Raw genomic sequence first — 21,502 nt, forward strand, 5'->3', positions numbered from 1 at the left:
CAAAAATGTTTAATCGAACGCAAAAAAACGATGACATTGATATCAATCAGGATGTTAATGAGTTGGCAGATTCACTTGAAGCCCTGCTGAAGTCTTACGACAGCGAGGCCAAAGACGAAGTCAATTCTGCGCGCAGTCAGGCTGAAGCCCTGCTTAAGCAAACCCGGGCAAAACTGAACGGCGGCGGTAACCGCGTCACGCAGGTGGCCCGCGATGCCGGCTATCAGGTCGACGCGTATGTCCATGACAAACCCTGGTACGGTGTCGGTATCGGCGCGGCCGTCGGCATTGTGCTGGGCGCACTACTGGTTTCACGCCGCTAACGCTGTTCCACCCCGTTATCATCCGCCTCGCTCACTGAGCGGGGTTTTTTTATGCCTGTTTTTTAATCAACCAGCTTTACAAATTTATTTTTCGGGTGGCAGAGCGCGCCAGGCCTGACTTGCCGCGATAATCGCGATTAACCCTACATATGGTGCTATTGACCGCCACAAATACTACATCTAGTATTCATTTCATTGTCAGCCCACAAGATGTTTGCACGAACGAAGCCTGATTCAGGGAAATACACGTCGTTATTCGCAGCAGGACCTCAATGAAAGAGGAATACGAATCATGCGCATTATTATTTACACTAAAAACCACTGTGTCCAGTGTAATGCCACGAAGAATGCACTGGATCGCCACGGCATCGATTACCAACTGATCAATCTGGATACCCAGCCGGACGCAATCGACAGCCTGAAAGCGCTGGGCTATCGCCAGGTGCCCGTGGTGATGACCCATGACGATCACTGGAGTGGCTTTCGTCCTGACAAGATAGCCCGTTTAACCCAAACCACGACCATCGGCGGGTAGTCACATGTTCCCACTGGTCTATTTTTCCAGCCAGTCGGAAAACACCCATCGGTTTATTACCCGTCTGGGCCTGCCCGCGCACCGCATACCGATTGAGAGCAAGCAACCGCTGCATATTCACCAGCCTTATATTCTGGTGGTGCCGAGCTATGGCGGTGGCAGTCATCGCGGCGCCGTGCCCAGACAGGTGATTCAGTTTCTTAATGATGAAGCCAATCGTCGCGGTCTGCGCGGCGTGATCGCGGCCGGTAACCGTAACTTCGGTGAAGGCTACTGCCTGGCGGGCGACATCATTGCTAAGAAATGCCAGGTTCCCTACCTGTATCGGTTTGAACTGATGGGAACGCCGGACGATATCGCCAATGTAAAAGCGGGAGTAACCCAATTTTGGCAACAACAGACACTCTGAACAACGTTGCGCTGGACTACCATGCGCTGAACGCCATGCTGAATCTTTACGACGCCGATGGCCGTATTCAGTTTGAAAAGGATCAGCAGGCGGCGCGACAGTTCCTTATTCAGCACGTGCAACCCAATACGCTGCACTTTGCCAGCGTAGCCGAGCGCCTGCGCTATCTGGTTGCAGAAGGCTACTATGAAGCGGACGTGCTGAATCAGTACGATTTTGACTTCCTGTGTGCCCTGCACGATGCAGCCGACACATGGGGTTTTGAGTTCAAAACCTTTTTAGGCGCGTGGAAGTACTACACCAGCTACACGCTGAAGACATTTGACGGCAAGCGTTAACTGGAAACCTTTGCGCAGCGTGCCTGCATGGTGGCACTGACGCTGGCACGGGGCGACGAAAGCCTGGCACGCGCAGTACTGGCGGAAATCCTCAGTGGCCGTTTTCAGCCTGCCACGCCGACGTTCCTTAACTGCGGCAAGCAACAGCGCGGCGAGCTGGTTTTCTGCTTCCTGTTGCGTATTGAAGACAATATGGAATCGATTGGCCGGGCGGTGAATTCCGCCCTGCAGCTGTCCAAACGCGGCGGCGGCGTGGCGTTCCTGTTGTCGAACCTGCGGGAAGCCGGTGCGCCGATTAAGCGCATTGAAAACCAGTCTTCCGGCGTCATTCCGGTCATGAAAATGCTGGAAGATGCGTTCTCCTATGCTAACCAGTTGGGCGCACGTCAGGGAGCAGGCGCAGTCTGGCTCAGTGCTCACCATCCTGACATTTTACGTTTTCTGGATACCAAGCGCGAAAACGCCGACGAGAAAATCCGCATTAAAACCCTGTCGCTGGGCGTGGTGATCCCGGACATCACCTTCCAGCTTGCCAAAGAGAATCAGCCGATGGCGCTGTTCTCGCCCTACGATGTGGAGCGGATCTACGGTCAGGCGTTTGGTGATATCAGCGTCAGTGAGAAATATCACGAGATGCTGGCGGATAATCGCATTCGCAAAACCTATATTCAGCCGCGCGATTTCTTCCAGACGCTGGCGGAAATTCAGTTTGAATCGGGTTATCCCTACATCATGTATGAGGACAGCGTCAACCGCGATAACCCTGTTGCCGGTCGCATTAATATGAGCAACCTCTGTTCAGAGATTTTGCAGGTGAACAGCGCCAGCGAGTTTAATGAAGACCTGAGCTACCGCCGCGTGGGAAAAGACATTTCCTGTAATCTGGGTTCCCTGAATATCGCGCATGCGATGGACTCGGGCAATCTCGCACAGACGGTGGATACGGCAATCCGCGCCCTGACGGCGGTATCAGAGATGAGTGATATTGCGTCCGTGCCTTCCGTTGCAGAAGGTAACCGGCGTTCCCATGCGATCGGCCTGGGCCAGATGAACCTGCATGGCTATCTGGCGCGGGAAGGCATCGTCTATGGTTCCCCGGAAGCACTGGATTTCACTAATCTCTATTTTTACTGTGTGACCTATTATGCGCTGCGCGCCTCGAATCAGCTGGCAAAAGCACGCCAGCAAACCTTCGAGGGTTTTGAGTCCTCGACCTATGCCACCGGCGCTTACTTTGACAAGTATCTGAACGCTGACTGGCAGCCGCGCACCACCCGTATTGCCGCCCTGTTTGCCAAAGCGGGCATTACGCTGCCCGGCCGTGAAGACTGGCTGGCGCTGCGTGAAGCGGTGATGACCTCGGGTTTATACAATCAGAATCTGCAGGCTATCCCGCCCACGGGGTCGATCTCCTACATCAATCACGCCACCTCCAGTATTCATCCGATTGTGTCGCGTATTGAGATCCGCAAAGAGGGTAAAACCGGTCGCGTATACTATCCCGCCCCCTTCATGACCAATGACAATCTGGCGTTCTATGAAGATGCCTACCAGATTGGGCCGGAGGCCATTATTGATACCTACGCTGAGGCAACCCGACATGTGGATCAGGGCCTGTCACTGACCCTGTTCTTCCGGGACGACGTGACCACGCGCGACATCAATAAAGCGCAGATATACGCCTGGAAGAAAGGTATCAAAACGCTCTATTACATTCGACTGCGCCAGATGGCCCTGCAAGGCACCGAAGTGCAGGGCTGCGTCTCCTGTGCACTGTGAGAAACCTGTTATGCAACTTCGACATATTCACGCGATTAACTGGAACCGGATTCAGGATGAGAAAGATCTTGAGGTCTGGAACCGTCTGACAAGCAACTTCTGGTTGCCGGAAAAAATCCCGCTGTCCAATGATTTGCCGGCCTGGCAGACGCTGGACAAGTCACAACAGCAGCTCACCATTCGCGTCTTTACCGGCCTGACGCTGCTGGACACCATTCAGAATGTGCTGGGCGCACCGGGGTTAATGCCTGACGCGCTGACGCCGCATGAGGAGGCGGTGCTGTCGAATATCAGCTTTATGGAGGCGGTGCATGCCCGCTCCTACAGCTCGATTTTTTCGACCTTATGCAATACCAGCGATGTGGATGCGGCGTACCAGTGGAGTGAAGAGAACCAGGCCCTGCAAAATAAAGCCGGGATTATCCTGACCCATTACCGCGCTGACGATCCGTTAAAGAAAAAAATCGCCAGCGTCTTTCTGGAGTCGTTTCTGTTTTATTCGGGCTTCTGGCTGCCGATGTACTGGTCCAGCCGCGGCAAGCTGACCAATACGGCGGATCTGATTCGTTTAATCATCCGCGATGAGGCGGTACACGGCTACTATATCGGCTATAAATACCAGAAAGCGCTTGAGCAGGTCGATGAGGGCCGCCGCGAAGCCTTACAGCAGTTCGCCATCGATCTGCTGCTGGCACTGTATGAAAATGAAGTGGCCTATACAGAAGCGCTGTACGGCGAAACAGGCTGGGCAGACGAGGTGAAAACCTTCCTGCATTACAACGCCAATAAAGCGTTGATGAATCTGGGCTACGAGGCTCTGTTCCCGGCGGAGCTGACGCAGGTCAATCCGGCCATTCTGGCGGCACTGTCACCCAATGCGGATGAGAACCATGATTTCTTCTCGGGCTCAGGATCGTCTTACGTGATGGGGAAAGCGGTCGAAACCGAAGACGAAGACTGGAATTTTTAAGACGTTGTGTGCCGTGCTGTCAACGGCACGTTTCCCCTTAGCGAAGGGACAGGCGCGCGGCATTTTCACAGCGCGCTGAACCTTCCCTCTCCGTCCGCGGAATGGGTGCCGATCGCGCCACAATAAATGACGGTAACGATTTGGCCGCCGTTGCCAGGGTTAACCAGACCGATATCACTGCTCACACACTGACCGCTCTCAGCATCGCGCTGCCTTTGGCATGGCGTTGAGAAACCCGTTTATTCCGACGCCAAAACGGGGCGCCGTACCCGGATCCAATCTGACAGAGGGATAAGTCTGTGCCTGCCACGACCCGAGAGATCGCGACCAACAAACCCGACGTAAACGGCTGTCGATCTTTACTGTTACCCGACTATCACATAAACATAGCTATCAAATTATTTTTTAGGTTATTATTAACGCCACATTATTATTCATCTTTGCTACTGACGACCTATGACAACGTCTCACCCTGGTTTATCTTCCGCGCTGGTGGGACTGATGTCCGTTGCCACGGGACTGTGCGTCGCCAGTAATTATTATATTCAGCCTCTGCTGCATACTATCGCCCTTCACTTTCACTTATCCGTCGCATTCGCCGGGTTTATCGTGACCAGCGCGCAACTCGGCTATGCCTGCGGTCTGCTGTTGCTGGTCCCACTTGGCGATATGCTGGAACGGCGTGGACTGATTGTTGCCATGATGGTGCTGGCGGCGCTTGGTATGGTAATCATTGCCCTTTCCTCCTCCTTTCCTGTGTTGTTACTGGGAACGGTACTTACCGGGCTCTTTTCTGTCGCGGCGCAAATTCTGGTACCGCTGGCGGCCACCCTGGCCCGCCCGGAAACACGGGGCAAAGTGACCGGCACTGTTATGAGTGGCTTGCTGTTGGGTATTTTGCTGGCGCGCACCGTGGCGGGCGGCCTGGCTCAGTTGGGCGGCTGGCAAACCGTCTACTGGGTCGCCAGCGTCTTAATGCTGTTGATGGCGCTGGCGCTGTGGCGCGCGCTGCCGCGTATTACCCCCTCGGTCTCGTTAAATTATCCGCAGCTGCTGGTTTCCATTTTCAGGCTGTATGCGGCCGACGCTGTTCTGCGCACCCGGGCCTTTACCGGTTGCCTGACGTTTGCCAATTTCAGCATCCTGTGGACCTCAATGGCCTTTCTGCTCTCTTCCGCGCCCTACGGTTATTCGGAAGGGGAGATCGGCTTACTGGGGCTGGTGGGTGCCGCTGGCGCGCTGGCGGCCAGAAAAGCCGGGGCGCTGGCGGACAAAGGTAAAGCGAAACTGACCACCAGCATGGGCTTGCTGATTATGCTGCTGTCATGGAGCGTGACCGCCTGGGGCACGCAGCATCTTGCGGCTCTGATTATCGGCATTTTGCTGCTGGATCTGGCGGTACAGGGCGTGCATATCACCAATCAGAGCGTGATTTACGCGCGTCAGCCTGATGCCCGTAACCGCCTGAATGCCGGCTATATGACCAGCTACTTTATCGGCGGTGCGCTGGGTTCGCTGCTGTCTGCCAATGCCTATCATCTGGGCGGCTGGCATGGGGTTTGCGCAGCCGGTGCAACACTGACGTTACTGAATTTACTTGTCTGGTGGAGGAGGCTTTGTTGAATAATAGGTAATCATTCTGTTTTGTCTGCACTGTTTTGGTAGAAAACGCTGATGCCAGACAGAACACCGTCATACGCAAGCATGTAACGCATTGATTTTATGTTATCTGAAACAACCGTTTTCATAGTACCACAGCATAAAATCCATTTATTCAACAAAGCCGGTGGAGGAATCACCGCTTAGAGCAACCGAATAGCCAGAATAGTGTGATTTAGCCTGTTCAGCCGAGTGTGAGTTTGCTATGGTTGGCCCCAAAGTTATTCACGTCGGTTATTTTTTTTTTTCGAAATCATTTGATGTCGTACCGTTTCGCTCTACGACCAACGCCTGTGATATCGATGCGCACCACCTTCACCCTGGGGTCAAGGACAGATCTTGAATCACCACAGTGGAACAGCCCGAGAACACCGCTTCTGTGTCCGGTGACTCAACAGTCATGCTGTCGCCGTGGTTACTATAAAAGTTGAAATTAGTGAGGTTTTTTCTAATGGAAAGTTCGTTTACTCCCATTGAGCAAATGTTAAACATCCGCGCCAATCGTCATGCGGATTTCCCCTTCCAGGAGATTCTTCTGACGCGACTCTGCATGCATATGCAAGGTAAGCTGCTGGATAATCGTAATAAGATGCTGAAAGAACAGGGCATCAATGAAACCCTGTTTATGGCATTGCTGACCCTGGATGCGCAGGAAGATCAGAGCATTCAGCCTTCTGAACTGAGCACCGCGCTGGGTTCATCACGTACCAACGCCACGCGCATCGCTGATGAGCTGGAAAAACGCGGCTGGATTGAGCGCCGTGAAAGTGCGCAGGATCGCCGCTGTCTGCATCTGCATCTGACCGACAAAGGTAATGCCTTCCTGCAGCAGGTTCTGCCGCCGCAGCATCAGAGCCTGCAATATCTGTGGTCCGCTCTGACCGTTGACGAAAAGTCGCAGCTCGAAAGCATCACCCGTAAGTTGCTTACCCGACTGGATAAAATGGAAGAAGACAAACTGTCTGCCTCGTTATCACGGTAATAGCAAGATCTGCGACACAATCACCTGACGAAATCGTTATTTTAACCCTCTTTCATCCGGCCAGCGCTTAGTCGCTGGCTTTTTTGGCTCGGGCGAAGGCGAAAACGGACTTGACCTCGCCGACATAGTGGAAAACGTGGAGAAATACATGAGTGCATCAGAGGCGCAAAGCCCGCATCAGCCTGTGAACAACAAAAAGAAAAAGCGCAAAGGCGCACTGATTTTACTGGCGCTGGTGGTCGTACTGCTCGGCATTGCGTGGGGCGTATACTGGTTTTTAGTGTTGCGTCATTTTCAGGAAACGGATGATGCCTATGTTGCGGGTAATCAGGTGCAGATCATGGCCCAGGTATCAGGCAGCGTGAACAAAGTCTGGTTTGACGATACGGACTATGTCAAAAAAGGGGATGTGCTGGTGTCGCTGGATAAAACTGACGCACAGCAGGCCTTTGAAAAAGCGCAGACGGAGCTGGCTACCAGCGTTCGTCAGGTGCACCAACAGATGATTAATGCGAAACAGTATCAGGCCACCATTGCACTCCGTCAGACGGCGTTGGATCAGGCGCAGGCCGATCTGAAACGCCGCGAACCGTTGGGTGCGTCCAACCTGATTGGCCGTGAAGAACTGCAACATGCGCGCGATGCCGTGGCCTCCGCGAAAGCAGAGCTGGATGTGGCGATTCAGCAATACAACGCTAACCAGGCGATGATCCTGAACACCTCACTGGAAAACCAGCCTGCCGTAAAACAGAGCGCCGCGCAGCTGCGCGACGCCTGGCTGGCACTGCAACGTACCGACATTCGCAGCCCGATGGACGGTTATGTCTCGCGTCGTAGCGTCCAGGTCGGATCGCAAATCAGCACCAGTACCCCGCTGATGGCTGTCGTCCCGGCGACGGATGTGTGGGTGGATGCAAACTTCAAAGAAACCCAACTGGCAGGCGTGCGTATTGGTCAACCGGCCACCGTTGTGGCAGATATCTACGGCGACGATGTGGTCTATCACGGCAAAGTGGTGGGGCTGGATATGGGCACAGGCAGCGCGTTTTCCCTGTTACCTGCACAGAACGCCACGGGCAACTGGATTAAAGTCGTTCAGCGCCTGCCAGTGCGCATTGAGCTGAACCAGGACGAAGTCGCGAAGCATCCACTGCGTATTGGCCTGTCAACGTTGGTCAAAATTGATACCGACAATAAAGACGGTAGCGTACTGGCAACCAGCGTACGTCAGCAGGCAGCTTACAGCACTAACGCGCTGGCCATTGACCTGGCACCGGTTAATACGCTGATCACCGATATCGTCCACGCGAACGCCGGATGATGAGCCGGAGGCTGTAATGGCACAAACACCGCTTAAAGGGATGCCGCTGGTCTTAATGACCATTGCGTTATCGCTGGCGACGATCATGCAGGTTCTGGACTCTACCATTGCGAACGTTGCGATTCCGACGATTGCCGGTAACCTGGGAGCGTCCAACTCCCAGGGAACCTGGGTCATCACCTCATTCGGGGTGGCCAATGCTATCTCGATTCCGATTACCGGCTGGCTCGCCAAGCGCATCGGTGAAGTCAAACTCTTTACCTGGTCCACTATCCTGTTTGCGCTGGCCTCCTGGGCCTGCGGTATGTCAGAAAGCCTGGAGATGCTGATTTTCTTCCGCGTCATTCAGGGGATCGTGGTCGGTCCGTTGATTCCGCTGTCGCAAAGCCTGTTGCTGAACAACTATCCCCCGGCCAAGCGCAGTATCGCCCTGTCGCTCTGGGCGATGACGGTGATCGTGGCCCCGATATGTGGACCGATCCTCGGCGGCTGGATCAGCGATAACTACCACTGGGGCTGGATCTTCTTTATCAACGTTCCTATCGGGGTTGTCGTCATTATGCTGACGCTGCAAACCCTGCGTGGTCGTGAAACCCAGACACAGATTCGACCGATCGATACCGTCGGCCTGGTCCTGCTGATTGTCGGAGTCGGTTCGCTGCAGGTCATGCTGGATCGGGGTAAAGAGCTGGACTGGTTTAGTTCGACGGAAATCATCGTTCTGACCATTGTCGCCGTGGTGGCGCTCGTAATGTTGCTGATATGGGAGTTGACGGATGAGCATCCGATAGTCGATCTGTCGCTGTTCAAATCGCGTAATTTCACCATAGGCTGTTTGTCGATTAGCCTGGCCTACATGCTCTATTTTGGCTCGATTGTCCTGTTGCCGCAGTTGCTGCAGGAGGTCTACGGCTATACCGCAACCTGGGCCGGGCTGGCGTCGGCACCGGTGGGGATTATCCCGGTTATCCTGTCGCCGATTATTGGGCGTTTCTCGCATAAGATAGACATGCGGCAACTGGTAACGTTTAGCTTCATTATGTATGCCATATGTTTTTACTGGCGAGCTTACACCTTTGAGCCCGAGATGGACTTTGCGGCCTCCACCTGGCCTCAGTTTATTCAGGGCTTCGCGGTGGCCTGCTTCTTTATGCCATTGACGACAATTACGCTTTCCGGTCTGCCACCGGAGCGCATGGCCGCGGCATCCAGCCTGTCTAACTTTGTGCGTACGCTGGCGGGCTCGATTGGCACTTCCATTACCACGACAATGTGGACGGATCGTGAGGCAATGCACCACAGCAACCTCACCGAATCGGTGACGCCGTACAACATCAATGCGCAGCAGATGTACAGCCAGCTTGAAGGGATGGGCATGTCGCATCAGCAGGCATCGGCCTACATCGCCCAGCAGATCACCAATCAGGGGCTGATTATCTCTGCCAATGAGATTTTCTGGGCCTCGGCGGGCGTGTTCCTCGTCTTGCTGGTCCTGATCTGGTTTGCCCGTCCACCGTTCGGCGCGGGCGGCGGAGGCGGCGGCGCGCACTAGCGGCTGCCGCACTGTCTTCGCCGGTTCTGGCGTACCTGCCCGGTACGCCAGAACGTCCTTACCAACGCGTCGCTTTTATATCAATCACGAACCGGTATTTCACCTCCCCTTTCAGCATCCGCGCAAATGCCTCTTCTGTCTGCTCTCCGCGAATCAATTCAATGTCAGCCGTAATATTGTTCTCACCGCAGAAGTCCAGCATGTCCTGCGTTTCTTTGATGCTGCCAATAGAAGAGCCGCTGATGCTTAAACGGCGGAATACCATAGGCGTGATATCCGGTGAGGCGTGCGGGCTGTCGGGAATGCCCACCAGCACCAGACGGCCATTGGTTTTAAGCGTGGCCAGATAGGGATCCAGATCGTGAGGCGCGGCAACGCAGTCCACGATCAGATCCAGCGACTGCTGACAGGCCTGCATCTCTGCTGCATGACGTGATACCACAACATGACGGGAACCAAGTCGGCGCGCATCTTCCGCTTTGTCGGGAGAGGTGGTGAACAGCGTGACGTCCGCACCCAGTGCGCTCGCCAGTTTTACCGCCATGTGCCCCAGGCCACCCAGGCCAATGACGCCAACCTTGTCGCCCACTTTGACATCAAAGTGACGGAGCGGTGACCACACAGTGACGCCCGCACACAATAGCGGGGCCACGCCTGCCAGCGGCAAGTGCGAAGGAACCGATACAACAAAATCCTGATCGACGACAACGTGTTCCGCATAACCGCCCCGGGTGCGCTCCCCGGTATATTTATCTGTGCCGTTATAGGTCGCGGTGAAGCCAGCTTCGCAATACTGCTCTTCCTGCTGCTGACAAAAACGACAGGTGCGGCAGGCATCCACCATCACGCCCACACCGACAAGATCGCCGGGGGCAAAACGGCTGGCCTTTCCGCCGGTTTCAATAACCCGGCCCACAATTTCATGACCGGGTACTAATGGATAGTGGCTCACCGCCCACTCATTGCGGGCCATGTGCAAATCGGAGTGGCAAACGCCACAGTAAAGAATTTCGATTCTGACATCACTGGGCTGAAGCGGACGCAGCGCTATCTGGCCGGGCGTCAGAGGTTGTGACGCATCGTGGGCGATCAGTGCATTGATTTTCATTGTGCCTCTCATCGTATCTGGCGTTATTTAACGGAAGGCGGCAAACTCTACTGAAATGGGTTCATTATTGATAGTAGTCACCCTTTGGTGACCATAGAAAGGAAGGACACTATGCCAGCCTGGGTTGACGGAAAACTGGTTTTTTATGTGGATTCGCCACCACGCCGCCTGATGGATCTGTTTTCGGTGAAGTGGAGCACAATGGTGCTGCACGCACTGTTTCACTGGCCTGGCGGCCGCGCACGTACGGGGGAACTGCAGCGAAGCCTGCAGGGAATATCGAAAAAGATGTTGTTTCAGACGCTAAAAGAGCTGGAGCAACGCGGATTAATTTCCCGCCATGTTTATGACGTGGTGCCGCCTAAAGTGGAATATCAGTTAACGGCGCTGGGCAGAACCTTTGCGGAACCGGTGGAACAGCTTTATCAATGGGGACTGGAGAATCAACAGGTACTTGATGAGATGGATGCGCATTATCAGCGATCAAAGCCTGAGGGAGAGTAAAGCGCGGTAACGAACGGCATAGAGCATGATGGCGCCTTGGCCGCGCCATCGTTTTGCTCGCACAGATTATGCGTTCTGACGCCACCATTCGGCTAAAAGCACACCGGTCGCGACCGACACATTCAGACTTTCCACATTACCGGTGCCGCCAATTGACAGGCTCATATCGCCCTGCTGGAACGTGCTGTCGGACAAGCCTTCACGTTCCTGCCCTAACACCAGTACCATTTTGGCAGGCAGCTCGGCTTCAGACAGCGGCGTACCCTGATGGCTGGATGTGGTTACGATGGTGTAACCCGCTTTACGGAACGCGTCGAGGCCTTGCGTAAAGGTTGTGCCGCTGATGGCCTGAACGTGTTCCGCCCCGCCTTCCGCGGTACGAACTGCCGCGCCGGATTCCAGCAACGAGGCATCATTCACCAGCAGCCCTTTCACACCGAAATGTGCACAGCTACGCATGATAGCGCCAAGGTTATGTGGGTTACTGACATCTTCAAGGGCCAGCACGCAGTCTTTGCTTTCGGCCTTCTCCAGCCACGCCGCCACATCCATGCCCATGCGCTTTTTAATCAGGAAGCACACACCGCCATGGTGTTCGGTGCCGGAGGCTTTGGTGATCTCAGCGTCATCTACCACGTGGTAGGCTTTACGGTTCGCTGCCAGCCAGCGCAGCGCGTCGCGAAAACGCGGCGTAACGCTCTGCACAAACCAGGCACGCACGATGCTTTCGGGACGGCTCTGGAACAGCGCCTGACAGGCGTTTTCGCCATAAACCCGGGTTTCTTCCAGGCGCTGGCGGCGGATCTGCTCTACGTCCACGACACCTTTACCGCTGATGCCCGGGTTATCCGATTTGGGCTCATCGACCGGTGCACGGGAAACGGTGCGCCAGGGCGAATCACTGCTGCCGTAAGCGTCGCGGTTATCGCTGCTGCGATCGTTGCGGCGAGGTGCACTGTCATTGCGGCGTGGCGCGCTGTCGCTGCGACGACCTGTACTGCGTCCGCCTTCTTCACTGCGCTCAGTACGTGGGCCGGATGAACGACGAGTGTCTTCACGGCGAGCAGCAGGACGGCCACCTTTGCCTGTACGAGGATTGGGCGCACGCGCGCTTTGCTCATCTTCGCCACGCACATACATGACTTTGACCTTACCACTTTTGCCTTTAAATTCGTCGTTCATTTCTTCCTCCTGCATTGAGAGCGCGAAGATTACCTGATGTTACTACGCTTAGCTATCAACTATTGAACCTATAGAGCAATCCACATTGAGCGGATCTTATCACCCTTCATAATGGACAATATTGAGCAAAGCGCTCTACATCATTATCAGAGGTTTTTTATGAATACGGTATGCACGTCTTGTCAGGCAACCAATCGCGTTCCCGAAGAACGGCTTGCCGATGGTGCCAAATGTGGTCGTTGTGGCGAAAGCCTGTTTTCGGGTGACGTGATCAACGCCACTGCCGCCACGCTGGACAGCTATCTGCAGGATGACCTGCCTGTCGTCGTGGATTTTTGGGCACCCTTGTGTCAACTTTGCGCCCGTTTATAACGACGTCGCGCAGGAGCGTAGCGGTAAGGTTCGCTTTCTGAAGGTGAATACCGAAGCCGAGCCCGCCCTGAGCAGCCGTTTCCGCATTCGCAGCATCCCGACCATCATGGTGTTTAAAAAAGGCGAGATGGTGGATGTGCTGAACGGCGCGATGCCGAAAGCCCCCTTTAATGAGTGGCTCGACGAATCCCTGTAAGTCCCCGAGGCCAGCATCTGCTGGCCTTTTCCTTTTGTCCGACGCTTCGATTACACTACGCTTTTCCCTGTCCTGAAGAATCATGTCTGATAACGCCGTTTTACGTTTACGCAGCCAACGTCTGGCCCGTGCTACGCGTCCTTTTTTAGCCCGCGGAAATCGTGTGCTTCGCTGTCAGGACTGTCTGTTGCCGGAAAAACAGTGCCTGTGCGACAGCATCGTTACACAGTCCGCCCGGAGCCGCTTTTGCCTGGTGATGTTTGATACCGAGCCGATGAAGCCAAGCAATACCGGCCGGTTGATTGCGGATGTGTTGCCAAATACGCAGGCCTTTGGCTGGTCACGCACGGAGCCCGATCCGCTGTTACTGGCGGCGGTGGCCGATGGGGCTTATCAGCCGATGGTGGTTTTTCCTGCCTCCTATGCGGATGACGGTCGCGAGGTTCTCCACGCGCCGCCGCTGTCGGGCAAACCGCCGCTGTTTATTATGCTGGACGGTACCTGGAATGAGGCGCGGAAGATGTTTCGCAAAAGCCCCTGGCTTGATCGTTTCCCGGTGCTGTCGCTCAATGTAACGTCCCCTTCCCGCTACACGCTGCGTGAAGCACACGGCGAAGGCCAGCACTGTACGGCAGAAATTGCAGCGGCATTACTGCAACAGGCGGGCGACAGCGACGCAGCGCAGGCTTTATCCCGGCATTTTGAGCAGTTTCGCCAGGCTTACCTGGCCGGTAAACCGCACCATCCCGTTCAGAACCGATAACGTTAGCGGTCACGTACATGCGTGACGAATAGTGTCCCGGGCGCGCTGATGTACGCCCTTCTTCAGCCTGCGATCTGCCCGGCGGTAAAACGGGGCAAATACGTTTACAATCACCTAAATCCTGATGAATGGAGTACGTGATGAGTCAACGCGGACTGGAAGCGCTGTTAAGGCCGAAATCCATTGCGGTTATCGGCGCCTCGATCAAACCGGGACGCGCAGGCTATTTCATGATGCGCAACCTGCTGGCCGGCGGCTTTAGCGGACCGGTGTTGCCGGTTACGCCAAAATACAAAGCCGTCAGCGGCGTGCTGGCCTGGCCTGATATTCACAGTCTGCCTTTCGCCCCGGATTTGGCGGTGATTTGCACCCATCACAAAAGGAATCTGGAACTGCTGCAGCAGCTTGGCGAGAAAGGCTGTAAAGCCTGCATCATTCTTTCTGCGCCCACCAGCCAGCTTCCCGAATTAAAACAGTGCGCCAGCCGCTGGCAGATCCGTCTGCTCGGCCCTAACAGTCTGGGCCTGCTGGCACCGTGGCAGGGACTGAATGCCAGCTTTTCGCCCGTACCCATTGCTAAGGGCCGCATTGCGTTTATTTCGCAGTCATCCGCCGTCTCTAATACCATTCTCGACTGGGCACAGCAGCGTAACCTGGGCTTCTCCTGGTTTATCGCGCTGGGAGACAGTTTGGATACCGACGTGGATGACCTGCTGGATTTTCTTGTCCGCGATGGCAAAACCAGCGCGATTCTGCTTTATCTTGAACATCTTAGTGATGCACGCCGTTTTGTCTCGGCTTCGCGAAGCGCCTCACGTAATAAGCCCATCCTGATCATCAAAAGTGGGCGCAGCCGTCAGGCACAGGCGTTGCTGGGAACGCACAGTGGTCTGGATGCCGCCTGGGATGCCGCCATTCAGCGCGCCGGGTTACTGCGGGTACAGGATACCCATGAGCTGTTTACCGCAGTGGAATCCTTAAGCCATATGCGCCCGCCGCGTGGTCATCGCCTGATGATCGTCAGCAATGGTGCCGCGCCCGCCGCACTGGCGCTGGATGAACTCTATGCCCGCAACGGTAAGCTGGCCGTGCTGAGCGACGAGACCGTGCAGCAGCTCAATGCTGTCCTGCCGGAGGGCGTCGGACATGGCAATCCGCTTGATTTAAAAGACGATGCCACACCGACGCGTTATCTTGACTGTATTAGCGTGCTGCTCGACAGCCATGATTTAGATGCGTTGATGCTGATTCATGCCCCCAGTGCCGTTGCCCCCGCCACCGAAACCGCAGAGAAAATTATTCAGCTGGTGCAACAACATCCGCGCGGTAAACAGCTTACGCTGTTGACGAACTGGTGCGGGGAATACTCTTCTCAGGCGGCGCGCCGGGCTTTTACGCAGGCGGGCATTCCTACCTGGCGCACGCCGGAAGGTACCGTTACCGCCTTTATGCACCAGGTGGAATACCGGCGTAATCAGAAGTTACTGCGGGAAACCCCCGCGCTACCGGCCAGTCTGACTCAGGACAGTGCGCAGGCGCACCAGATCTTATCTCAGGCATTAAATCAGGGTGTGTTATCGCTGGATACGCATGAGGTGCAGCCGGTGCTCAAAGCCTACGGACTGGCCACTCTGCCCACCTGGATTGCGAAAGACAGCGATGATGCGGTCACCATTGCCGAACAAATCGGTTACCCGGTTGCGCTAAAACTGCGCTCCCCGGACGTGGCGCATAAATCCGACGTTCAGGGCGTGATGCTGTATCTGCGCAATGCTGCTGAAGTGCGGCGCGCGGCAGACGCCATTATCGACCGCGTAAAACAGACGTTACCCAGCGCCCGAATCGAAGGGCTGGTCGTGCAGACCATGGCAAATCGTGCCGGAGCACAGGAGCTGCGCATAGTCGTGGAACAGGATCCGCTGTTTGGCCCGATCATCATGCTGGGTGAAGGTGGCGTGGAATGGCAGGCTGAGAAACAGGCTGCCGTAGCGTTGCCGCCGCTCAATATGACGCTGGCGCGCTATCTGGTCATACAGGCTATCAAAGGCGGTAAGATCCGCAGCCGCAGTGCGCTCATCCCTCTTGATGTTGCCGCGCTGAGCCAGTTACTGGTACAGGTGTCTAACCTGGTGGTGGATTGCCCGGAAATAGCGCGCCTGGATATTCATCCGCTGTTGGCGGCGGGCAGTGATTTCACGCTGCTGGACGTCACCCTGTCGTTGGCCCCCTTTGACGGTGACAGCGAAACCCGCCTGGCGATTCGTCCTTATCCTCAGCACCTGGAAGAAGAGGTGGAGCTGAAAGATGGTCAGCATTGCCTGTTCCGCCCAATCTTACCCGAAGATGAACCGCTGCTGCGTGACTTCATCAGTCAGGTAACCAAAGAAGATCTCTACTACCGCTATTTCAGCGAAATTAACGAATTCACACATGACGATCTGGCCAATATGACGCAGATCGACTATGACCGGGAAATGGCGATCGTCGCGGTGCGTCAGCACCAGGGACAGCCGGAGATCATCGGCGTCACCCGCGCCATTTCGGATGCCGACAACATTGATGCAGAGTTCTCCGTGCTGGTACGTTCCGATCTGAAAGGTCTGGGAATGGGGCGACGGTTACTCGAAAAAATGATTCGTTACACGCGCGCCCATGGCCTGCAACAACTGAACGGCATCACCATGCCGGGCAACCGTGGCATGGTTACGCTGGCGAAAAAACTCAATTTTAACGTGGATGTGCAGATGGACGATGGTATCGTCAGCCTTAAGCTTTTGTTACAGGATAATGTCAATTTACCGTGTACAGAAAAGTAAAAATCGCCCGGTCAGCCCGGGTTGATGTTATTATTTAGCGTTATGACCCTGATTTGGTGGCAAAAGGCCATACAATGAACCGAGAAGAAGTGCACTGTGATGTTGTCTAAATTTAAGCGCAATAAACACCAACAACACCTCGCACAGCTGCCTAAACTGTCACAATCTGTTGCGGATGTGTCGACGCTTTATTCGCCTGGCGAATTCCGTGAGACGCTTTTGGAAAAGATTGCGTCAGCGCAATCGCGCATTTGTATCGTCGCCCTTTATCTGGAAAATGACGATGCGGGCCGCGCCGTCATGAACGCACTTTATGCGGCAAAAATCGCGCGTCCACAGCTGGATATCAGTATTTTAGTTGACTGGCACCGCGCCCAGCGCGGGCGCATTGGTGCCGCGCGCGGCGTCACTAACGCCGACTGGTATTGTGAGATGGCCCAGCAACATCCCGACAGCGTGATTCCGGTGTACGGCATCCCGGTGAATACGCGTGAAGCGCTGGGCGTACTGCACCTTAAAGGTTTCATTATTGATGACATGCTGCTTTACAGCGGTGCCAGCATTAATGACGTCTACCTGCACCAGCATGATAAATACCGCTACGACCGCTATCAGCTCATCCGTAACCCCGCCCTGGCTGACACCATGTTCGAATGGATTAATCACCATTTGAAAGAGGCGGAGGCGGTGAATCGTCTGGACTATGCAGAGCGGCCTTCCAGCCCGGAAATTAAAAACGAAACCCGGCAGTTTCGTCAGGACCTGCGCGGTTTTAACTATCAGTTTGAAGGCAACGCTGGCAACGATGAACTGGCCGTAACGCCTTTAGTAGGCTTAGGCAAACACAGCCTGCTGAACAAGACCATTTTCCATCTGATGCCCTGCGCAGAGAAAAAACTCACTATCTGCACCCCCTATTTCAACCTGCCCGCCTTGCTGGTGCGCAATATCATTTCCCTGTTACGTCAGGGCAAAGATGTCGAGATCATTGTGGGTGATAAGACGGCGAATGACTTCTATATTGCACCCGATGAGCCGTTCAAGATCATCGGTGCACTGCCCTATCTCTACGAAATTAATCTGCGTCGCTTTTTGAGTCGCCTGCAGTATTACGTCAGTAACGGACAGCTGATCGTGCGCTTATGGAAAGAGGGTGAGAACAGCTATCACCTGAAAGGGATGTGGGTCGATGATGAATGGCAGCTTATTACAGGCAACAACCTGAATCCGCGCGCCTGGCGGCTGGATCTGGAAAATGCGGTACTGATCCACGATCCGCATCAGCAACTGGCCGATCAGCGCCAGCACGAACTGATGCTGATCCGCCAACATACCACTGTGGTTAAGCATTTCCGTGAGCTGGAAAGTATTGCTGACTACCCGGCTAAAGTCCGTAAACTGATTCGACGCCTGCGTCGTATCCGTATTGACCGCCTGATCAGTCGTATCCTCTAGTGTTTCAGCATGCCGCAGACTGACTGCGGCATGCTGACCGATTAAAGCGTCATGCCCTTACCCTGCCGGTGCAGCAACAGCGATACCACGAAGGCCAGTGCGCCCATCCCAGAAACATACCAGAAGAACATGGTTTCCATGTCGTGGTGTTTCATCAGCAACGCAACATACTCTGCCGATCCACCAAAAATGGCATTCGCCACCGCATAGGAAAGCCCGACACCGAGCGTCCTGACCTGCGGTGGAAACATCTCTGCTTTTAAAATCCCACTGTTCGAGGTGTAAAAACTGGTGATCAGCAGCGCCAGCATAATCAGAACAAATGCCATGCCCGGACTCTGAACGTTTTGCAAAAGTGTCAGGATGGGCACAGTACAGATAGCTGCCCCAGCCCCGAAGACCATCATGGACGTGCGGCGGCCGATTTTATCCGACAAACCACCGATAATCGGCTGCAGCAGCATATAAACCAGTAATGCGCCGGTCATTAATCCGCTGGCCGTTTTCGCATCCATGCCTGACGTATTGACCAGGTACTTTTGCATATAGGTGGTAAAGGTATAGAAACTCAGCGATCCGCCCGCGGTAAAGCCCAGTACCATCAGAAACGGCTTAGTATGATTTCGCAATAAGCCGATGACGCTGCCCGCATCGCGGTGTTCACGGGTTTGTTTATCTGAGGTCTCATCCAGCGAGCGGCGCAGCCATAACGCCACAACAGCCAGCGCGGCGCCTAAAAAGAACGGGATACGCCAGCCCCAGGTTCGTAGCTCATGATCGGTTAACAGAAACTGCAGCACCACGACCGTCAGTACCGCAGCCAGTTGGCCGCCGATTAAGGTGACATACTGGAATGAGGCATAAAATCCTTTTCGTCCTTCCAGCGCGACTTCACTCATATAGGTGGCGCTTGTGCCGTATTCACCGCCTACTGACAGCCCCTGAAACATACGCGCCAGCAAAAGCAGTGCGGGCGCGGCGATGCCAATACTTTCGTAGCCCGGCAGGCAGGCGATCACCAGCGATCCGAAACACATCATGCAGACCGAGATCAGCATGGATTTTTTGCGGCCGTGGCGGTCGCCAATGTAGCCAAATAACCAGCCGCCAATCGGCCGCATTAAGAAGCCCGCCGCAAAGACGCCTGCGGTCTGCAGCAGTTGGGTTGTGGTGTCGCCCTGGGGGAAGAAAATATGGGCAAAGTAGAGTGAGAAAAACGAGTACACATAAAAGTCGAACCATTCGACGAGATTACCTGAGGACGCGCCTACGATGGCCCAGATACGTTTTTTTCTGTCGATCGCCTGCGTGTGGGGAGTGCTGTTCATGTCTGACATGCTATGCCTCGGCTCCTTGCTGATAAGCAGCGTTAAAGCGTTGAGTAAAGCATGGACGGCAATAAAACGGAAAGAGGTGTTGCCCCGAGCCTATAAAATGTGACCTGTGTTGCTAATTTACTGAAATCATTGCGTGATATATCAGGCGGCATTTACCGATAACGCTGCGTCAGCGCCTCACGATGACATCCTGGAAGCACTGACATGCGCACAGGGAGACCGTTAAAATGCGGTGATCACCGTAACACCGGGCGATTCAAACTTATCCATATTCATTAACGCCTCTATGGATTGCTCCAGGTTAATGGTTCTGCCGATCAGTTTTTCCGGACAAAGTTTTCCTGCATGAATCATGTTCATCATCACATCATAGCGATGGGCCTGCATGCCGTGGCTGCCAATAATTTCCAGTTCATTAGCAATGACCCGCGCCATAGGAATGGGCGGTGCGCTGTGTTCACCTGCCATCAGGCCAACCTGAACGTGCCTGCCTCTTTTTCGTAATGAGTTGATAGCGTTGACACAGGTTGCCGTATGACCCAGCGCATCGATTGAAACGTGCGCCCCGCCGTGGGTGAACTCTCTGACCGCTTCCGCTACGTCGGAGACCTGCGTGGCATTTACGATGGCAACAGCGCCCAGCTCACGCGCCAGTTGCAGCTTTTCATCCGAGATATCCACCGCTATGACATTGGCGCCAAGTGCATTGGCAATCATGATGGCGGAAAGGCCTACGCCACCACAGCCGTGCACAGCAAGCCACTGCCCTGCGGACGTTTTCCCCTGATCAACAACGGCCCTGAAAGAGGTGATGAAGCGACATCCCAGACTGGCCGCAGTGGTGAAATTCAGCGTATCCGGTAGAGCAATGAGGTTCAGATCCGCCTGCTGTATGGCGACATATTCTGCGAAGGATCCCCAGTGGGTAAAGCCTGGCTGAAACTGATGATCGCAGACCTGTTGATTGCCTGAATGGCACTCATGGCATAAACCGCATCCCGAGACAAAGGGCACGGTGACATTATCGCCCGGGCGCCATTTCGTCACCGCGCTGCCGACCGCTTCAATCGTGCCGGCGAATTCATGCCCCGGCACGTGGGGTAATGGGATATCAGGATCGTGGCCGACCCAGCCATGCCAGTCGCTTCGGCAAACCCCAGTTGCTTTAACCCGAATCACAACGCCATGGGGTTCCGGTGTGGGATCCGGCAGCGTTTTCAGGACAGGCGGGGACAGAAATGATTCGTATATGACCGCTTTCATCAGTAAACCCTCATGTATGGTTTACTAAAAGTATACTGACAGGCCGTGAAATTACTTTTCGTGTATTGCAGGCGGATCATGGTTTATGAAATTATCTTTCATTAATGATAGTAAGGCTGAGTGGATATTTCAGTGAGCATTCTTGATAAGAAAGATGTGGCGTTACTGCGCTATCTGCAAAAGGACGGCAGAGTATCGAGTCTTAAGCTGTCTCAGGATTTGGATATGAGCCCGGCGTCAACATGGCGGCGCCTGAAGCGGCTTGAGGACGAAGCCTTCATTGAAGGTTATCAGGCGGTAGTGAATCGTCGAAAGATGGGGTTTGGCGTGATGGCATTCGTGCGTCTGGTCTGCAGCCAACACAGTGAGGCGGCAACACGAGACTTTGAAGAGCGGATCAATGCGAATCCTTATGTCCTGTCATGCCACAATATCACTGGCGAGGCCGACTTCCTTTTGCAGGTGGTTGCGCGGGATTTAGATCATTACAGCCTGTTTATTGAAAAGGAACGTAAGCGTCGCATTTAGACCGTCTGTCCGTTTCCCTCCGGCTCCTTGACAATAATGTCCATCATTTATAATGGACATTAGCGTATGAAACACCGGACCTGGCTACTTGAAGCCCTGCATCTGCACTT

17 protein-coding genes and 2 pseudogenes are annotated in these 21,502 nt (G+C 54.5%); 15 read left to right on the forward strand and 4 right to left on the reverse strand.

The features are described 5' to 3' along the window. Nucleotides 1-5 precede the first annotated feature (5 nt). From F7Q90_RS16385 to emrB, 9 genes and pseudogenes are all read left to right on the forward strand, one after another. Nucleotides 6-323 (forward strand): DUF883 family protein, encoded by a 318-nt coding sequence (locus F7Q90_RS16385; protein WP_006120679.1) that lies wholly within the window; start codon nt 6-8, stop codon nt 321-323. Nucleotides 324-615: 292 nt separating this feature from the next. Next, nucleotides 616-858: a redoxin NrdH gene (locus F7Q90_RS16390; RefSeq protein ID WP_006120680.1), complete on the forward strand. Its 243-nt coding sequence runs from the start codon at nt 616-618 to the stop codon at nt 856-858. A gap of 4 nt (nt 859-862) precedes the next feature. Next, nucleotides 863-1,267: a class Ib ribonucleoside-diphosphate reductase assembly flavoprotein NrdI gene (nrdI, locus tag F7Q90_RS16395; protein WP_006120681.1), complete on the forward strand. Its 405-nt coding sequence runs from the start codon at nt 863-865 to the stop codon at nt 1,265-1,267. Further along, nucleotides 1,246-3,384 (forward strand): annotated as a pseudogene (gene nrdE, locus F7Q90_RS16400) (class 1b ribonucleoside-diphosphate reductase subunit alpha). Before nrdI ends, nrdE begins: the two are co-directional and overlap by 22 nt. Before the next feature lie 10 nt (nt 3,385-3,394). Then, nucleotides 3,395-4,354: a class 1b ribonucleoside-diphosphate reductase subunit beta gene (nrdF, locus tag F7Q90_RS16405; RefSeq protein ID WP_006120682.1), complete on the forward strand. Its 960-nt coding sequence runs from the start codon at nt 3,395-3,397 to the stop codon at nt 4,352-4,354. 456 nt (nt 4,355-4,810) lie between these two features. Continuing rightward, nucleotides 4,811-5,977 (forward strand): MFS transporter, encoded by a 1,167-nt coding sequence (locus F7Q90_RS16410; protein WP_006120683.1) that lies wholly within the window; start codon nt 4,811-4,813, stop codon nt 5,975-5,977. A gap of 487 nt (nt 5,978-6,464) precedes the next feature. Continuing rightward, nucleotides 6,465-6,995, forward strand: a complete 531-nt coding sequence (gene mprA, locus F7Q90_RS16415; RefSeq protein WP_006120684.1) for a transcriptional repressor MprA — start codon at nt 6,465-6,467, stop codon at nt 6,993-6,995. A gap of 148 nt (nt 6,996-7,143) precedes the next feature. Next, complete coding sequence (gene emrA / locus F7Q90_RS16420; protein ID WP_006120685.1) at nt 7,144-8,316, forward strand: multidrug efflux MFS transporter periplasmic adaptor subunit EmrA; 1,173 nt, start codon at nt 7,144-7,146, stop codon at nt 8,314-8,316. Nucleotides 8,317-8,332: 16 nt separating this feature from the next. Then, nucleotides 8,333-9,868 carry a multidrug efflux MFS transporter permease subunit EmrB gene (gene emrB / locus F7Q90_RS16425; protein ID WP_006120686.1) on the forward strand — a complete coding sequence of 512 codons (1,536 nt, stop codon included), beginning with the start codon at nt 8,333-8,335 and terminating at the stop codon, nt 9,866-9,868. A 58-nt stretch (nt 9,869-9,926) separates the two neighbouring features. Here emrB and F7Q90_RS16430 read toward each other — a convergent pair whose 3' ends face one another. After that, the gene (locus F7Q90_RS16430; RefSeq protein WP_006120687.1) at nt 9,927-10,976 is read right to left on the reverse strand and encodes an NAD(P)-dependent alcohol dehydrogenase; all 1,050 of its coding nucleotides are present in this window, start codon (nt 10,974-10,976) and stop codon (nt 9,927-9,929) included. A 111-nt stretch (nt 10,977-11,087) separates the two neighbouring features. Between F7Q90_RS16430 and F7Q90_RS16435 the strand changes: the two genes are divergently transcribed. Beyond that, nucleotides 11,088-11,480, forward strand: a complete 393-nt coding sequence (locus F7Q90_RS16435; protein ID WP_006120688.1) for a winged helix-turn-helix transcriptional regulator — start codon at nt 11,088-11,090, stop codon at nt 11,478-11,480. A gap of 66 nt (nt 11,481-11,546) precedes the next feature. On the opposite strand, the gene F7Q90_RS16440 is transcribed toward F7Q90_RS16435, so the two are convergent. Next, nucleotides 11,547-12,662, reverse strand: coding sequence for a tRNA/rRNA methyltransferase (locus F7Q90_RS16440; protein ID WP_006120689.1), 1,116 nt, complete (start codon nt 12,660-12,662; stop codon nt 11,547-11,549). 159 nt (nt 12,663-12,821) lie between these two features. Here F7Q90_RS16440 and trxC point away from each other — a divergent pair. The 4 genes and pseudogenes from trxC to pssA all read left to right on the forward strand — a co-directional run bounded on the left by trxC (nt 12,822) and on the right by pssA (nt 18,264). Further along, nucleotides 12,822-13,230: pseudogene (gene trxC, locus F7Q90_RS16445) on the forward strand (thioredoxin TrxC). An 82-nt stretch (nt 13,231-13,312) separates the two neighbouring features. After that, nucleotides 13,313-13,993, forward strand: a complete 681-nt coding sequence (locus F7Q90_RS16450) for a tRNA-uridine aminocarboxypropyltransferase (RefSeq protein ID WP_006120690.1) — start codon at nt 13,313-13,315, stop codon at nt 13,991-13,993. Between the two features lie 140 nt (nt 13,994-14,133). After that, nucleotides 14,134-16,809 (forward strand): bifunctional acetate--CoA ligase family protein/GNAT family N-acetyltransferase, encoded by a 2,676-nt coding sequence (locus F7Q90_RS16455; protein WP_006120691.1) that lies wholly within the window; start codon nt 14,134-14,136, stop codon nt 16,807-16,809. 99 nt (nt 16,810-16,908) lie between these two features. Beyond that, complete coding sequence (gene pssA, locus F7Q90_RS16460) at nt 16,909-18,264, forward strand: CDP-diacylglycerol--serine O-phosphatidyltransferase (protein ID WP_006120692.1); 1,356 nt, start codon at nt 16,909-16,911, stop codon at nt 18,262-18,264. Nucleotides 18,265-18,305: 41 nt separating this feature from the next. Here pssA and F7Q90_RS16465 read toward each other — a convergent pair whose 3' ends face one another. Both F7Q90_RS16465 and F7Q90_RS16470 read right to left on the reverse strand, forming a co-directional pair. Next, nucleotides 18,306-19,601 carry an MFS family transporter gene (locus F7Q90_RS16465; protein ID WP_006120693.1) on the reverse strand — a complete coding sequence of 432 codons (1,296 nt, stop codon included), beginning with the start codon at nt 19,599-19,601 and terminating at the stop codon, nt 18,306-18,308. Nucleotides 19,602-19,823: 222 nt separating this feature from the next. After that, nucleotides 19,824-20,864 carry a zinc-dependent alcohol dehydrogenase family protein gene (locus F7Q90_RS16470; protein ID WP_006120694.1) on the reverse strand — a complete coding sequence of 347 codons (1,041 nt, stop codon included), beginning with the start codon at nt 20,862-20,864 and terminating at the stop codon, nt 19,824-19,826. A 132-nt stretch (nt 20,865-20,996) separates the two neighbouring features. Here F7Q90_RS16470 and F7Q90_RS16475 point away from each other — a divergent pair, with 132 nt between their 5' ends. Then, nucleotides 20,997-21,392: an Lrp/AsnC family transcriptional regulator gene (locus tag F7Q90_RS16475; protein WP_006120695.1), complete on the forward strand. Its 396-nt coding sequence runs from the start codon at nt 20,997-20,999 to the stop codon at nt 21,390-21,392. Nucleotides 21,393-21,502: the final 110 nt, after the last annotated feature.

This window comes from Pantoea stewartii subsp. stewartii (assembly GCF_008801695.1).
Classification (GTDB): Bacteria; Pseudomonadota; Gammaproteobacteria; order Enterobacterales; family Enterobacteriaceae; genus Pantoea; species Pantoea stewartii.